General features: G+C 31.4%; 14 protein-coding genes. 13 read left to right on the top strand and 1 reads right to left on the bottom strand.

Features of this window, described 5'->3' with window-relative positions:
* Positions 1-44: 44 nt before the first annotated feature.
* The gene (locus tag SD960_RS04270; protein ID WP_115847114.1) at positions 45-674 is read right to left on the bottom strand and encodes a MarC family NAAT transporter; all 630 of its coding nucleotides are present in this window, start codon (positions 672-674) and stop codon (positions 45-47) included.
* 153 nt (positions 675-827) lie between these two features.
* Here SD960_RS04270 and SD960_RS04265 point away from each other — a divergent pair, with 153 nt between their 5' ends.
* From SD960_RS04265 to pseB, 13 genes are all read left to right on the top strand, one after another.
* Positions 828-1,193, top strand: coding sequence for a CoA-binding protein (locus SD960_RS04265; RefSeq protein ID WP_073395799.1), 366 nt, complete (start codon positions 828-830; stop codon positions 1,191-1,193).
* Between the two features lie 178 nt (positions 1,194-1,371).
* Positions 1,372-1,992 (top strand): recombination mediator RecR, encoded by a 621-nt coding sequence (recR, locus tag SD960_RS04260; protein WP_318801116.1) that lies wholly within the window; start codon positions 1,372-1,374, stop codon positions 1,990-1,992.
* Positions 1,993-2,063: 71 nt separating this feature from the next.
* Positions 2,064-2,858, top strand: a complete 795-nt coding sequence (locus SD960_RS04255) for a polysaccharide biosynthesis/export family protein (RefSeq protein ID WP_318801115.1) — start codon at positions 2,064-2,066, stop codon at positions 2,856-2,858.
* 12 nt (positions 2,859-2,870) lie between these two features.
* The gene (locus SD960_RS04250) at positions 2,871-5,312 is read left to right on the top strand and encodes a polysaccharide biosynthesis tyrosine autokinase (protein WP_318801114.1); all 2,442 of its coding nucleotides are present in this window, start codon (positions 2,871-2,873) and stop codon (positions 5,310-5,312) included.
* Between the two features lie 9 nt (positions 5,313-5,321).
* The gene (locus SD960_RS04245) at positions 5,322-6,305 is read left to right on the top strand and encodes an SDR family oxidoreductase (protein WP_318801113.1); all 984 of its coding nucleotides are present in this window, start codon (positions 5,322-5,324) and stop codon (positions 6,303-6,305) included.
* A gap of 26 nt (positions 6,306-6,331) precedes the next feature.
* Positions 6,332-7,723, top strand: coding sequence for a UDP-glucose 6-dehydrogenase (locus SD960_RS04240; protein ID WP_318801112.1), 1,392 nt, complete (start codon positions 6,332-6,334; stop codon positions 7,721-7,723).
* 73 nt (positions 7,724-7,796) lie between these two features.
* Positions 7,797-8,261, top strand: a complete 465-nt coding sequence (locus SD960_RS04235) for a UpxY family transcription antiterminator (protein WP_318801111.1) — start codon at positions 7,797-7,799, stop codon at positions 8,259-8,261.
* 301 nt (positions 8,262-8,562) lie between these two features.
* Entirely contained in the window at positions 8,563-9,846 is a 1,284-nt protein-coding gene (locus tag SD960_RS04230) for a nucleotide sugar dehydrogenase (protein WP_318801110.1), read from the top strand.
* A gap of 33 nt (positions 9,847-9,879) precedes the next feature.
* A complete protein-coding gene (locus SD960_RS04225) occupies positions 9,880-10,887 on the top strand; it encodes a mannose-1-phosphate guanylyltransferase (protein WP_318801109.1) in 1,008 nt (335 codons plus the stop codon).
* A gap of 9 nt (positions 10,888-10,896) precedes the next feature.
* A complete protein-coding gene (gene rfbB, locus SD960_RS04220; protein ID WP_318801108.1) occupies positions 10,897-11,943 on the top strand; it encodes a dTDP-glucose 4,6-dehydratase in 1,047 nt (348 codons plus the stop codon).
* Positions 11,944-11,992: 49 nt separating this feature from the next.
* Positions 11,993-14,509: an SLBB domain-containing protein gene (locus SD960_RS04215; protein ID WP_318801107.1), complete on the top strand. Its 2,517-nt coding sequence runs from the start codon at positions 11,993-11,995 to the stop codon at positions 14,507-14,509.
* Between the two features lie 9 nt (positions 14,510-14,518).
* Positions 14,519-15,586: a Wzz/FepE/Etk N-terminal domain-containing protein gene (locus SD960_RS04210; protein ID WP_318801106.1), complete on the top strand. Its 1,068-nt coding sequence runs from the start codon at positions 14,519-14,521 to the stop codon at positions 15,584-15,586.
* An 81-nt stretch (positions 15,587-15,667) separates the two neighbouring features.
* On the top strand, positions 15,668-16,675 hold the full coding sequence (pseB, locus tag SD960_RS04205; RefSeq protein WP_318801105.1) for a UDP-N-acetylglucosamine 4,6-dehydratase (inverting): 1,008 nt from the start codon (positions 15,668-15,670) through the stop codon (positions 16,673-16,675).
* Positions 16,676-16,677: the final 2 nt, after the last annotated feature.

Here is a 16,677-nt window from a genome sequence, read left to right as displayed (position 1 = left end):
CGTAAGTTTTATCCCTTTTGATTTATATAAATAGAGACAATGAATTACATTAAATTTCCTTTGATAATATTTACGATTGAGCTTACTATATATTGAATTCCGATAGAAATTACAATAAAACCAACAATCCTTGATATTGCCACAATTCCTGAAGCTCCTAATATGCGAGCCAGATAATGCGCGCTTTTAAGTATGGCAAAAATGGCAACAGCAATCGCAAAAATGGCTAAACTAGAAATAATGATCTCATTCATTTCATGGTGTTCCTGATAAAAAGCAATTAATAATGACATCGACCCAGGGCCAGCTAACATTGGTATTGCTAATGGAGTAAGCGCGATATCGTTTCGATGATGTGCTTCATTTTCAATTTTTTTGTTGATGCCTCGTTTTTTGTTGAATTTTCCTGAAAGTAAAGAAAACCCTGAATTTACAATCACGATTCCGCCGGCAATTCTAAGAGCGTCAATGCTGATTCCGAAAAAGGTTAAAACATATTGACCTATAAAATAAGAAACCATTAAAATTATAAAAACATTTATCGCTGTCCAAAGTGAAATTCGCGAACGTTCTTTCTGAGAATCATCCTGCGTAAGTCCAACAAAAATAGGAACAGTACCAATTGGGTTTAAAACCGAAAAAAGAGCAGCAAATAAGTAAATAAATAAATCCATAGAGTTTTGGTTAACGAAGTAAAAATAGTCAAATTTTAATATTACAGAACAATTTGATGTAAGGTTATTCGTTTTTTATTGCTTTAATTCGTAAATTAATAACTTAAAATTAGCTCATTCTTTTTGACTACTTTTGTAAAATATTTTAAAATGATGAAAAATAAGAAAACTTTAGTTCTGGGCGCTACTACAAAACCAGATCGATACGCATATAGAGCTATAAATATGTTAGTTCAAAAAGGACATACTGTTTTAGCAATTGGTCAAAATACCGGTGAAGTAGCCGGTGTAAAAATTCAAACCAAAGCCATTCCGGTTAAAAATATAGACACAGTAACTTTGTATTTAAACCCTACTCGTCAGCGTGATTATTACAATTACATAATCGAAGCTCAGCCAAAAAGAGTAGTTTTTAATCCGGGAACTGAAAATCCTGAATTATATCAGTTGCTTGAATTGAATGATATTAAGGCAGAAGTTGCTTGTACTTTGGTTTTATTAGCAACAAATCAATATTAATTTTCGGATGGTCCAATTTAGTTCAAATCCTTTTTTATTCTGTGTCACTAATAAAAAAGGATTTGATTTTATAATTTAAGTAAAAAAACTCTTTAGTAGTATATTTGCTCTTTTAAAATACAGTGAATTTAGTTGTCCCCAAGTCTGCTAAACCATTAAAAGTATTACTTTTGTCGTTATGGAATTTTCATCAAAGTTAATAGAAAAAGCAGTTAACGAAATGTCGCAATTACCAGGTATTGGTAAGCGTACGGCATTACGATTGGTTTTGCATTTGCTAAAGCAACCAAAGGAGCAAACTGGTTTTTTATCTCAGGCATTGCTTAATATGCGTGAGGATATTAAGTTTTGTAGAAGCTGTCATAATATTTCTGATACAACAGTTTGCGAAATCTGTGCAAATTCAGCCAGAAACCATCAGACGATTTGTGTCGTAGAGGACATTAGAGATGTGATGGCAATCGAAAATACAGGACAATACAAAGGAATATATCACGTACTCGGAGGAAAAATTTCTCCAATTGAAGGTGTTGGGCCTGGACAATTAAATATCTCAAGTTTAGTAGAAAAAGTGAAAGCCGGAAAAGTAATTGAGATTATTTTTGCGCTAAGCTCTACTATGGAAGGTGATACAACTAATTTTTACATCTATAAGCAAATTGCAGAATCTGATATTGTGATTTCGACAATTGCAAGAGGAATATCTGTTGGAGATGAATTAGAATATGCAGATGAAATTACACTTGGAAGAAGTATTTTACAAAGAGTACCATTCGAAAAAACTTTTAAAAACAACTAAATAAAACCAAACAAAAGTTAGATTTCCTGAAGATTAAAGGAAAAGCTATATTTGCGACTAAATTTTAAATAATGACAAGAAAAAGCTTTTATATATTGCTGTTAATTAGCACACTTTTTACATCTTGTATTCCAATAAAAGATTTGGTGTATTTACAAGATAAAAACACTTCAGCAGAACAAAATACAATTGCTGCAGTAGAATCTAAACCTTATAGATTGCAAGTTAATGATATTGTTAGTATCGATATAAAAGCAATTGATCCTAAACTTGTTACTATTTTTAATTCAACCGAATCCGCTTCAGGAACTACGGCAAAATCCGAATCATCATTATATTTTAATGGTTTTACGGTAGATGATCATGGAAATATCCGTATGCCAATTTTGGGTGAAATAAATGTAATTGGATTTACAATCGAGGAAGTAAGAGTTAAAATTGAAAAAAAGTTACTTGAAGAATATTTTAAAAGTGATGCGAATATTTTTGTAACTGTCAAATTAGCGGGTTTTCGATATACGATTAATGGAGAAGTGGGAAGCACGGGAACTAAAACACTATTTCAGCAACATGTAAATATTATGGAGGCTATTGCAAATGCTGGAGATATTACGACTGTTGGAAATAGAAAAGCTGTAACAGTAATTCGTCAAACACCAACGGGAGTTCAAATGAACGATCTTGATCTTACAGATGTAAATGTGATGAAATCTCCATATTACTATTTACAGCCTAATGATTACATTTATGTAAAACCACTCAGACAAAAAACATGGGGAACAGGACAAACCGGAATACAATCAATTGGTACAATTATAACCTTGTTGTCATTGGCAACGACGGTTTATTTGATTCTGAAAAATTAAACTAAATTCAAAATGTTAGATATAAAAGATTTTTCGATTTTTGAAAATCATTCAAATTTTGATTTTAAAGGGTTTTTATTGAAAATCGCCAGTTATTGGAAATGGTTTCTCGCTTGTTTAATAATTGCATTTACAATTGCATATCAGGTAAATATTCGAAAAGAGAAAATTTATGCAATGCAAACGATGATTTCTATCAAAGAAGAGAGTAATCCTTTTTTTACTTCAAATACCAGTTTAGTCTTTAACTGGGGAGGAATATCTGATCAGGTAAATGGAATTTCTACTATATTACAATCAAGATCGCATAATGAATTAGTTGTAAGTAAGTTGCAATTTTATATTGATTATCTGAAACAAGGAAAATATAATTTGACCGATGCATATGGAGCAGTTCCTTTTTATCTAAATATTGATAAATCAAAAGGTCAGCTTGCAAATACTTTAATTGGGATTAAGTTTTTAAGTGAAAATGTATATGAAATTCGAATTCCGTTTGAAAATTCTTCAGTTTCAGTAGTAGACTACACGACCAATACTTATTCGAATACAAATGTACAGCCTACAGAATTTGTAAAAAGGTATAAAGTTGGAGAACAGGTTACATTGCCTTTTTTAAATTGGAAATTACAAATCAATGATAATCCCGGTTTTTATAAAGGAAATGAATACTTTGTAAAATTCAATGATTTTAATGGCACAGTATCAAAATACAGAGGTATAAATATTGATTCTGATGATAAAGGTGGTTCTATATTGACTTTAAGTATGCAGGGTACAAACAAAGCCAGAATGGTAGAATACTTAAATGCTACTGTGAGAATGTTGATAAAAATTCAGCTTGACGGAAAAAATCAATTTGCAAACAATACAATACGATTCATAGATAGTACTCTTGTGGCTATGGAAGGGCAATTGAAGCAAACCGGAAACGAATTAAAAACTTTCAGAAAAGATAAGAATGTTTATGACATAGAAGCCGGAGGTGCAAAGTTTTCAGATCAAATAATGAATTTTGATGTAGAGAGAGATCAAATTTCCAGAAAAATAGCATATTATAATTCATTAAAAACTTATTTGAATAACAGTGTCGATTATTCCAGGCTTCCGGCTCCTTCAGTTGCTGGTATTGAAGACCCAAATATTGTTGCCAATGTATCAAAAATAATAGCACTTTCTACTCAAAGGTCAGAGATGGCTTATGCAGTAAAAAGCGATAAGATTTTTAAAGATTTTGATAACCAAATGCGTGCTGTTAAAGATGTTTTATTAGAAAATATCGGTACGGCGAAATCTTCACTATTGTACGATTTATCTATGGTGAATGCTAAAATTGGTCAGGCAGAAAGTACAGTTAAAAAGTTGCCGGAAGAACAACAGGAGTTATTGAAGATTAAAAGAAAATATGATTTAAATGATAATATTTATACTGAATTTCTTCAAAAACGAAATGAAGCAGAAATTGTAAAAGCTTCTAATTTATCCGACATACATTTTATTGATCCGGCCAAAGATATTGGAGGTGGTTTAATTGGACCAAAAACTTCTGTAAATTATGTGTTGGCTTTATTTTTGGGTATCTTAGTTCCTTTATTATTCGTTTTTGGAATTTTCTTCATTAATAATTCAATTCAAAATACTGAAGACGTAAATAAATTGACCCAGATTCCACTTATTGGAGTAATTGGTGTAAACAAGGATAATGTTAATTTAGCAGTATTCGACAAGCCAAAATCTGCTCTTTCTGAGTCTTTTAGGGCTATTCGTTCTTCATTACAATTTTTGTATAAAAAACAGCAGGTAAGTGGTGCAAAAACATTAATGATCACTTCTTCCATAAGTGGAGAGGGAAAAACATTTTGCTCTATAAATATTGCTACTATTTTCGCTTTAAGCGAAAAGAAAACTGTTATTATTGGTTTAGATTTGAGAAAGCCGAGATTAGCTGACGAGTTTAATTTGAGTAATCAGGCAGGGGTTGTGAATTATTTAATTAAACAAAAGACGTTGAGTGAAATTATTAACCCAACTGAAATCCCTAATCTTGACGTTATACTTTCCGGCCCTATTCCACCCAACCCATCTGAACTTATTATAAGTGAAGCTATGAAAGAGTTGATAGAAGAGCTAAAACAAAAATATGATTATATTATTTTAGATACTCCGCCGGTTGGTCTGGTTTCCGATGCTTTAGAATTGGTTCAGTATGCAGATGTAACATTGTATATAGTTAGACAAAATTATACTAAAAAAGATATGATCACGTTGTTGAATACTAGAGTAAAAAGAGGAGAGCTAAATAACACGAGCATTGTCTTGAATGGATATGAAAATAAAGCAAAATATGGAACTGCTTATGGATACGGTTATGGAGTATATTCTAATGGTTACCATGAAGAAGAAGTAAAACCAGGTTTCATGAAGTCTCTTTTTAATAAATTCAATAAAAAATAAATTCAATAAATGGAAACATCGACTCAATATAAAATTTTGATTACGGGTGGAGCAGGTTTTATTGGTTCAAATTTATGTGAGTATTTTCTAGAATCAGGTCATAAAGTAATTTGTTTAGATAATTTTTCGACGGGTCATCGTCATAATTTGAAAGATATTTTAAATCATCCAAATTTTAAATTAATTGAAGGAGATATACGAAATATAGAAGATTGTGTTTTGTCTGTAAAAGATGTTGATTACGTTTTGCATCAGGCAGCTTTAGGTTCTGTGCCAAGGTCTATAAATGATCCCATAACTACAAATGATGTTAATGTTTCAGGATTTCTTAATATGCTGGTAGCTTCACGCGATGCAAAAATTAAACGTTTTATTTATGCGGCAAGTTCTTCAACTTATGGAGATTCTCAAGGATTGCCAAAAGTTGAAGATGTTATAGGAAAGCCTTTGTCTCCATATGCAATTACGAAATATGTAAATGAATTATATGCAGAGATTTTTAGTAAAACGTATGGTTTAGAAACCATTGGATTACGTTATTTTAATGTTTTTGGAAGAAAACAGGATCCAAATGGTGCTTATGCTGCAGTAATTCCTAAATTTGTAATGCAATTCATGCATTATGAAAGTCCGGTAATTAATGGTGATGGAAATTATTCTCGTGATTTTACGTATATTGATAATGTAATTCAGATGAATGAATTAGCTATGACAAGTCAAAATCCGGAAGCTATAAACACTATTTATAATACGGCATATGGTGATCGAAATACATTAAATGATTTGGTTGGGTATTTAAAAAAATATTTAGCTGAATTTGATTCAAAAATAGCAGATGTTGAAGTTGTTTATGGAGCAAGCAGAGTGGGAGATATTCCGCATTCATTGGCAAGTATCGATAAAGCAAAAGCGGTGTTAGGTTACGATCCAAAATATTCGTTGCAGGAAGGATTAAAAGAAGCAGTAAATTGGTATTGGAATAATTTGAAATAAATCAAGGATAACATAATAAGAAATAAATGGAAATCACAAAAATTTGTTGTATTGGAGCTGGTTATGTTGGAGGGCCAACAATGGCAGTAATTGCGCAAAAATGCCCTCATATTCAAGTGACTGTTGTTGATTTGAATGAACAAAGAATTAAAGATTGGAATGATCCAAATACAGAAAATATACCCATTTACGAACCGGGACTTTCAGAAATTGTAGCTCAGGCCAGAGGAAGAAATCTTTTTTTCTCCACAGAAGTTGAAAAAGCAATCGATGAAGCTGAAGTCATCTTTATTTCAGTAAATACGCCAACCAAAACCTATGGAAAAGGAAAAGGAATGGCTGCGGATCTTAAATATATTGAATTATGTGCAAGGCAAATTGCAAAAGTTGCTAAGCAAAATAAAATTGTTGTAGAGAAATCTACTTTGCCTGTTCGAACTGCTGAGGCTATAAAAAGTATTCTGGATAATACTGGAAATGGAGTTCAATTTCAGATTTTATCAAATCCTGAATTTTTAGCGGAAGGAACAGCTGTTTCAGATTTATTAAATCCAGACAGAATTTTAATAGGTGGAGATACAACACCAGAAGGCGAAGCTGCAATTAATTCTTTAGTTGATGTTTATGCTAATTGGGTTAGCAGAGATAAAATATTGACTACAAATGTATGGTCGTCAGAGTTGTCAAAACTGACCGCAAATGCATTTTTAGCTCAACGTATTTCTTCAATAAATGCAATGTCTGAATTATGTGAAAAAACCGGAGCAGATGTAAGCGAGGTTGCCAGAGCGATTGGAATGGATAGTAGAATCGGTCCTAAATTTTTAAAAGCATCAGTAGGATTTGGAGGTTCATGTTTTCAGAAAGATATTCTTAATCTGGTTTATATTGCTAAGTCGTATGGATTACTTGAAGTTGCAGATTATTGGGAGCAAGTAATTATCATGAACGATCATCAAAAAAGAAGATTTTCAAATAAAATTGTTCAGACGTTATATAACACAGTTGCAGATAAAAAAATTACTTTTTTAGGTTGGGCATTCAAAAAAGACACCAATGATACACGTGAGTCTGCCGCTATATACGTAGCAGATGATTTGATCAATGAACAAGCGAAAATTTCAGTTTATGATCCGAAAGTTTCAAGAAATAAAATGCTAAATGATTTAAATTATTTAGAAACAAGGTCAGTTGAAGAAAACAATTCAGCAGTTTTAACGTTTGATGATGCCTATAGTGCTTGCAACGGATCACATGCAATTGCAATTCTTACTGAATGGGATGAATTTGCTGCTTATGATTGGAAGAAAATTTATGATTCAATGCATAAGCCAGCTTTTGTTTTTGATGGAAGAAATATATTAAATGGTAAGGAATTAGAAGCAATTGGATTTATTTATAATGGAATAGGTTCTTAATTGAAGATTAAAATTAATCTGAAATTTAAATAGTAATAACAATAAGGGCTGGATTTTCAATATAGAAAAAATTATGAATTGGTATGTTATTTATACTAAACCCAAATGGGAGAAAAAAGTTGCCGAAAAATTAAATGAAATTGGAATTGAATCTTACTGTCCTGTCATTACTCAAATAAAGCAATGGTCAGACAGAAAAAAGAAAGTTGAAGTACCACTTTTTAATTCTTATGTATTTGTTCAGTTATTAGAGAGTGAACGCAATTCTGTTTTTCAAGTTTCGGGTGTAGTTCGATATTTGTTTTGGTTAGGAAAACCTGCAATTGTAAGAGAGGAAGAGATTAATATTATAAAGAAAAGTTTAGCATCTCCTAATTTAAGTGATGTTTCAGTAACTTCAATTCAGGTTGGAGATCGTATAACATTAGAAACCGGAGCTTTTAGTAATCAGGATGCAATCGTAAAAGAAGTTTCGAAAACCCATTATATTTTAGTTTTAGAATCTTTGGGATGTGTTCTGAAAATAAAATATAAATAATTTTAGGACACAATCAACATCAAATAATACGAATAAGAGAGCAAAAATCACTTTTTGTGTGATATTTGCTCTCTTTTTTCTTGTAAAAAAAATCGTTGTTATCTGATTTGTAAAGATTTGAAAATCCGTTATTCTTTTTATTCTGTTTCTTTTGTAGTTCTGTAAGAAACTCATTGAATAAATTGAGTGAATGTGTTATATTTGCCAAAAAATGATTCTATGGTATCTGTGTCCAATATTTGTGACTCAGAGTAGCGAAGCTATGAGTTATAATGATCAAAGTTGATAAAAGATAAGAAAAATGGATGAAAACATAAAAATTGCCATTATAGGTTTGGGTTATGTTGGTCTTCCTTTAGCGAGACTATTTGCTACTAAATATCCAGTTGTGGGTTTTGATATAAACGAATCAAGAGTAGCTACTTTAAAATCAGGTACTGATACAACTTTAGAAGTGGATGATGAGACTTTACAAAAAGTCTTAGTTGCTAATCCTAATAATGAAAATGGATTGTATTGCACTACTACTCTAAGTGATATTGCAGATTGTAATTATTTTATAATCACAGTTCCAACGCCAGTTGATAAAAATAATCGTCCAGATTTAACTCCTTTATATAAATCTAGTGAATCTGTTGGAAAAGTCTTAAAAAAAGATGATATTGTAATTTATGAATCTACTGTATATCCAGGAGTTACAGAGGAACAATGCATACCAGTTTTAGAAAGAGTTTCAGGTTTAGAATTTAATGTTGATTTCTTTGCGGGATATTCACCAGAAAGAATAAACCCGGGAGATAAGGAACATACTGTTGAGAAAATCTTAAAAGTAACGTCTGGATCAACAAAAGAAATTGGTTTAAAAGTTGATGCTCTTTACAAATCTGTCATTACAGCAGGTACACATTTAGCACCAAGTATAAAGGTTGCCGAAGCCGCAAAGGTTATTGAAAACTCACAAAGAGATATTAACATTGCTTTTGTAAATGAACTGGCTAAGATATTTAACTTGATGAATATTGATACGCAGGAAGTGCTAACTGCCGCAGCGACTAAGTGGAATTTTTTGCCATTTAAACCTGGCTTGGTTGGAGGACATTGCATTGGTGTAGATCCTTATTATTTAGCGCAAAGAGCGCAAGAATTTGGATATCACCCTGAAATAATTTTAGCAGGACGACGTTTGAATGATAGTATGGGCGAATACGTGGCATCGCAAGTAGTTAAATTAATGATTAAAAAAGGGATTTCAGTTAATGGAGCAAATCTTTTAATGCTTGGCATTACTTTTAAGGAAAATTGCCCCGATGTTAGAAACACCAAAATTGTAGATGTAGTAAAATCATTAAAAGAATATGGTATATCAGTTACAATATATGACCCATTAGCAAATATACAAGAAGTTAAAAAAGAATATAAATTGACAACAGTAGATTCATTACCGGCAGAAAAGTTTGATGCTATTGTCTTAGGAGTTGCCCATACTGAGTTTTTAGAATTAAACTTTTCAGAGTTACAAAAATCAAATAGTTTATTATATGACGTAAAAGGAGTTTTAGGTACTATAGCCGATAATAGATTATAGAACTGAAATTCTTTTTTTTATACTAAAAGAAAAATGGAGAAAAACAATTCAATTATACATGTAATTTTGACGGGAGGAGTTGGTAGTAGATTATGGCCACTTTCCCGTAAGAGTCAACCTAAACAATATCTTGAGATATTTGAGAATAAATCTTTATTTGAGATGACGGTTGACAGGAACAGTCATTTAGCAAATAAAGTAATGGTTGTAGGTAATGTAGACAATCATCATTTAAGTGGTAAGGTTATGAATAAAACCAATACTGCTTATGTGAATATTGTTGAAGCTACTCCAAGAAATACAGCTGCAGCTATCGCTTTCGCAGCTTTTGCAGCAAACCCGGATGATATATTAATTGTAACACCTTCGGATCATATTATTGATCGTATGGAAAATTACAATCAGGCGATTAATGAAGCAATTTCAAAAGCACAAGATGGTTATATAGTGACATTTGGAATTATTCCAACCAAGCCAGAAACGGGATATGGTTATATTGAATCAAAAGGGGATAAAGTTTTGTCATTTAGAGAGAAACCTAACGAAACGACTGCAAAGGAGTTTATTGCAAAAGGGAATTTTTTATGGAATAGTGGAATGTTCTGTTTTAAGGCCGGAGTTCTTTTAGAAGAGTTAAAGCAATTTCAACCTGAAGTTTATGAGAAATCAAAAGCTGTTTGGGAAGCAAGTAAGGATGGTTTCTTAGATTTAGATTTATCCTTAGCAATACCATCCATAAGTATTGACTATGCTGTAATGGAACGTAGTAAAAAAATAAAAGTAGTTCCAGCATCATTTTCATGGTCAGATTTAGGATCTTTTGAATCAGTTTATGATTATTTAGTTTCAAAAGGACATCATATTGATAAAAATGGGAATATGGTTATTGGTAGCGGAAAGCACACTACATTTTTAGGATTAAAAAATACTATTTTTGTTTACACTGATACAGCAAATTTAATTCTGCAAAAAGAAAATTCACAAGATGTTAAAGATATCTATAGCGAATTAGAGAAAATAAATTCTGATCTGCTAAATTAATTAATGAAAATGAAAAAAATTCTTATAACAGGTGGTGCTGGTTTTATTGGTTCTCACGTGGTTCGTCGCTTTGTAAATAAATATCCTGAATACCAGATTTACAATTTAGATGCTTTAACTTATGCAGGAAATCTTGAGAATATTAAAGATATTGAAAATCATGCAAACTATACTTTTGTAAAGGGAGATATTGTGGATGAATCTTTTATAAATAAACTTTTTTCAGAACATAATTTTGATGGAGTTCTACATTTAGCAGCAGAATCCCATGTTGATCGATCTATAGAAGATCCATTAGCATTTGTTAAAACAAATGTTATTGGGACTATGAATTTATTAAACGCTGCCAAAAATCAATGGAAAGATAATTTCGAGGGCAAACGTTTCTATCATATTAGTACTGATGAAGTTTATGGGTCACTAGGAGCAGAAGGTCTATTTACCGAAACGACTTCTTATGACCCTAATTCCCCATATTCAGCTTCCAAAGCAAGTTCAGATCATTTTGTGAGAGCTTACGGTGAAACTTATGGGTTGCCATATGTTTTAACTAATTGTTCTAATAATTATGGTTCATATCATTTTCCTGAAAAGTTGATTCCTCTTTTTATAAGTAATATAATCAATAACAAACCATTACCAGTTTATGGAGATGGGAATTATACTAGAGATTGGCTTTTCGTAGAAGATCACGCTATTGCAATTGATTTAGTTTTTCATGAAGGTAAAAATCATGAAACATACAATATAGGAGGATTTAATGAATGGAAAAATATTGATTTGGTAAAATTACTATGCCAGATTATGGATGAAAAATTAGGGAGAATTGAAGAAACTTCTCAAGAATTAATTACTTATGTAAAAGATAGACCGGGCCATGATTTACGATATGCAATTGATGCTTCTAAAATTAATAAAGAATTAGGGTGGAAACCATCTGTAACTTTTGAAGAAGGATTAGAAAGAACTATTAATTGGTATTTGAATAATGAAGAATGGTTACAAAATGTAACCTCTGGCTCTTATAAAGATTATTATCAAAAGCAATATTCTTAAACCAATAATTCTTTTAAACCAAACTTTAAGGTTAAATTGTAAACCATATATGAAAAAGATAATATACGTTCTTGCACTGTTTTTTATTTTACTAATGTCGTCTAATGCAAATGCTCAGGACATTATAAAATCTAAAGATTTAAGTACTGTTAAAGTTGATTATTTATCAGATGATGAAATTGGTAAAATAGTTTCTCAATTAAAAAGCAATAGTGCAACAATTGATGATGTTGAATCAATGGCCTTGTCAAAGGGAATGAGCCAAAATGAATTCAATAAATTAAGAACCCGAGTTAAAGACTACGAGAAAAAAAACTCCAGCGATAAAGATAAAAAAGATAAAGATAAAAAAGACAAGGATAAAAAAGACAAGAATAAATTAAAAGATACAGACGAAGATTCAGAGTTTGGAAGAAAACAAGAAAAAATAAAAAACGAAAAAATAAAAGATTCCTTAAATGCTTTGATTTTTGGATCTGAATTATTTGATAACCCAACTTTAAGTTTTGAGCCAGATCTAAAAATGGCCACGCCAGTGAATTATGTTCTAGGGCCAGGTGATAAATTAGAAGTTAGCATCTATGGTGTTCAGCAATTTGATGATACTGTTCCAGTAAATTTTGAAGGTAAAATTACAATTGAAAATGTTGGACAAATTGCAGTAGCGGGGATGTCAATTGAAGCTGCGACGCAAAAAATAAGAGCCGCAATTGCAAGAGTGTACAGCACTGTTAGATCTGGACAGTCACAAGTTAGTGTAAGTTTAAGTGATATAAGAACTATCAAAGTAACAATTGTTGGAGGGAAGCAACCTGGAAATTATTCTATTTCATCTCTTGCCTCTGTTTATAATGCGTTGCATCTGGCAGGTGGACCAGGAAAAAATGGTAGTTATAGAAATATAGAATTAATCCGAAATAATAAAGTTTATAAAAATATTGATATTTATAAGTTTATAGTTAAAGGAGATCAATCGGAGAATGTAAATTTAAGAGACAATGATGTAATTAGAATTCCTGCCTACACAGAAAGAGTAGTAGTGGAGGGAGAAGTAAAAAGACCGGGAATTTTCGAGATGAAAAAAGGAGAAACATTTTCTGATTTACTAAATTTCGCTTCTGGATTTAATGAATTTGCTTATACAGCATCAGTAAATGTTTTGCAAAAAACAGGTAAAGAGTTTAAAGTTCATGATATAAACGAAAGCGAATTTGGTTCTTATTTGCCTAAATCAGGAGATGTCTTTAAAGTTACAAAAATCTTAAATCGATTTGAAAATCGTATTAAGATAGAAGGGGCAGTTTTTAGACCAGATTATTATTCCTATAGTGAAGGAATGACAATTTCAGATCTTATTACAAGAGCAGAAGGTATTAAAGAAGATGCTTATACAAAAAGAGCAAGAATTATTCGATTAAAAACAGATTTAACTACAGAAATTGTAAATGTTGATTTAAGCGCAGCTTTGTCAGGGGATTTAAATTCTGACGTTGAGTTAAAAAGAGAAGATATTGTTACAGTTTATTCAATACTTGATTTTAGAGAAGAATATAAAATTACTATAGATGGAGAAGTAAAAAATCCTGGAGAATACGAATATTTTGATAATTTAACCTTAAACGACCTAGTAGTACAAGTTGGAGGGTTAACAGGTTCGGCTTCAAAAAGAGTTGAGATTGCAAGAATGGTAAAATCTGATGCAATTGACGATAGCGATCCAAAGCGTATCGAATTAGTAGAGCTTGAAATCACTGCAGATAATAATGAACAAATTAAAAATTTTGTTTTAAAACCTTTTGACGTTATTAATATAAGAAAAATGGCGGTTTACGAAAAACCTGAAATGGTTAAAGTTACTGGAGCAGTAACTTATCCAGGGAAGTATGTACTCGCTAATAAAAGGGAGACAGTTTACAATGTTGTAATGAGAGCTGGAGGATTAACATCAATTGCTAATTTGGATGGTATGAAAATTAAAAGACCAATTAAGGAAGAGCAAATCGAGCAGTTAGAAAGTGTGAATCTTAATCTGGATAAAAAAATAGCAGAAGAAGGAAAAGACCTGAAAGAATCAAATTTAAAAGAAAAGGATACGCTAAGTTCTAAATTATCTAAAAAACTTAGGGATGAATTAAAATTTGCGACGATTCCTGTAAACTGGGAAAAAATTGTAAAAGATAAAAATCATTATTCGAATGTTACCTTGTTTCCTGGCGATGAAATTGAAGTAGCAGTTTATAATGAGGGAGTAAAAGTAACAGGAAATGTATTATTAACTTCTGAAATCCCGTATAGAAGTGGAAAAGGATTTAGATATTATATCGATGCTGTTGGAGGTGTTGATTATAAAGGTTGGAAGAAAAAAGCATATATAATTTATCCAAATGGTAAGGCTTCTGTGACCGGTTCGTTTTTATTTTTTAGATCTTATCCAAAAGTTACTCCGGATTCTCAAATAGTAGTGCCGGAAAAACCAGAAATGAAAAAAATGAGTGCAGGAGAATGGGCTGGTATTGGAAGTGCCCTTGCTAGTATAGCCTTATTAATTGTCACAGCTTTTAAATAAGAAATTTTAATGGAGAAAAAATCTATTGAAAACGATGAAATATCGTTGAAAGAATTAATAGTTAAAGTAAAAGAATGGTATGTATACCTTTTATCTCAATGGAAAATTATTGTTTTAGTCGGAATAGTTGGTGCTGCTTTAGGAGTGACATATTCTTTAATAAAAAAGCCTATTTATACTGCAAGCTTGTCATTTGCGTTAGAGGATGAGAAATCAGGTGGGGGCGGTTTAGGAAGTGCATTAGGTTTAGCTAGTTCATTCGGTTTAGATTTGGGAGGAAGTGGAGGTGGAATTTTTACAGGTTCTAATCTAACAGAACTCTTTAAATCAAGATCTATGGTCGAAAAGACATTGCTATCTTCGGTTAATCTAAATGGCAGGACAACTTCTTTAGCAGAAATGTATATTGAAAATAATGATTGGAGAGAAAGTTGGGACGAGGATCCTAAATTATCAAAATTAAAGTTTTTACCAAATCCAGATCGTAAACATTTTACTAGAATTCAAGATAGTATCATGGGGGTAATGTTTAATAATTTATCTAAGTCTGGATTAACTGTTGGTCAAAAAGATAAAAAGATATCAATTATTAATATTGATGTATCGTCAAGCAACGAGTTATTTGCTAAATATTTTTGTGAAGCTTTAGCAAAAGAAGTAGGTCAATTTTATATTGAAACAAAAAGTAAAAAAGCCAGAATGAATATGGCAATTTTAGAACGTCAAGTTGATTCAATTAGGAGAGAACTAAATGGAGCTATAAAAGGTGTTGCTGTTGCAAATGACAATACTTTTAATTTAAATCCGGCATTGAATGTTAGACGTGCTCCATCTGCTAGAAGGCAGGTTGACGTTCAGGCTAATACGGCAATTTTAACAGAATTAGTTAAACAATCGGAATTAGCTAAAGTTACTTTGCGGAAAGAAACTCCATTAATACAGGTTATTGACAGACCAATTTTACCTTTGCCAAAGATACGTTTCGGAAAAGCCAAGGGTTTAATTATTGGTGGATTTTTAAGTGGATTATTAACAGTCTTTATATTGATTGCAAGGAAAGAGATAAAAAACATTTAAAAACATTTTATATTTAGTATCATAAATTGTAAAATAATTTTAATAAAATAACTGTAAATAATATTTTAGCAAATAAAAAATATGGATCTTCTAAATAAAACAATTTTAATAACGGGTGGTACAGGTTCTTTAGGGAAAGCTTTAACCACACATATTTTTAAATATCATCCCAATATAAAGAAACTTATAATTTTATCCAGAGATGAACAGAAACAATTTCAAATGGCTCAAGAGTTTACAGAAAGTAAATTTCCTCAAATTCGTTTTTTCTTGGGTGACGTTAGAGATCAAGAAAGGTTAATAAGAGCATTTCAGGGAGTTGATATTGTTATTCATGCAGCAGCTATGAAACATGTTCATTTAGCTGAGTATAATCCTGATGAGTGTATAAAAACAAATATAGGTGGTGCTCAAAATGTTATTCATGCTGCTTTGCAGACCACTGTGAGTAATGTAGTTGCTTTGTCAACTGATAAAGCTTGTGCTCCAATTAATTTATATGGTGCTACAAAATTGACATCAGATAAATTATTCGTTGCAGCTAACAACATTAAAGGGGGAAACCCAATTAAATTCTCTGTTGTAAGATATGGAAATGTAATGGGATCTAATGGCTCTGTAATTCCATTCTTCTTGAAAAAGAAAGCTGAAGGGAAATTACCAATAACAGATACGACTATGACTCGATTTAATATTTCGCTTCAAGGTGGTGTTGATATGGTAATGCATGCTATTGAAAAAGCTTGGGGGGGTGAAATTTTTATACCAAAAATTCCATCATATAAAATTACCGATATCGCCGAAGCTGTGGCTCCAGAATGTAGTATAGAAATTGTAGGTATACGCCCGGGTGAGAAAATTCATGAAGAAATGATTACTTCATCTGATTCGTATAACACTTATGATCTGGGCAAATATTTTACAATTTTACCTTCTGTGCCTAATTTTAATCTTGATGATTTTATTTCTTCTTTTAATGCAGTAAAAGTTTCAGAAGGATTTAATTATAATTCTGGTACAAATACAGAATGGGAAACTGTCGAAGGACTGAGAAAATTGATTAAAGAACATGTAGATTCAAATTTTTAACA

It is taken from the genome of Flavobacterium sp. MMLR14_040 (genome assembly GCF_033657265.1).
GTDB lineage: Bacteria > Bacteroidota > Bacteroidia > Flavobacteriales > Flavobacteriaceae > Flavobacterium.
This window is presented reverse-complemented; position numbering and strand designations above follow the sequence as displayed.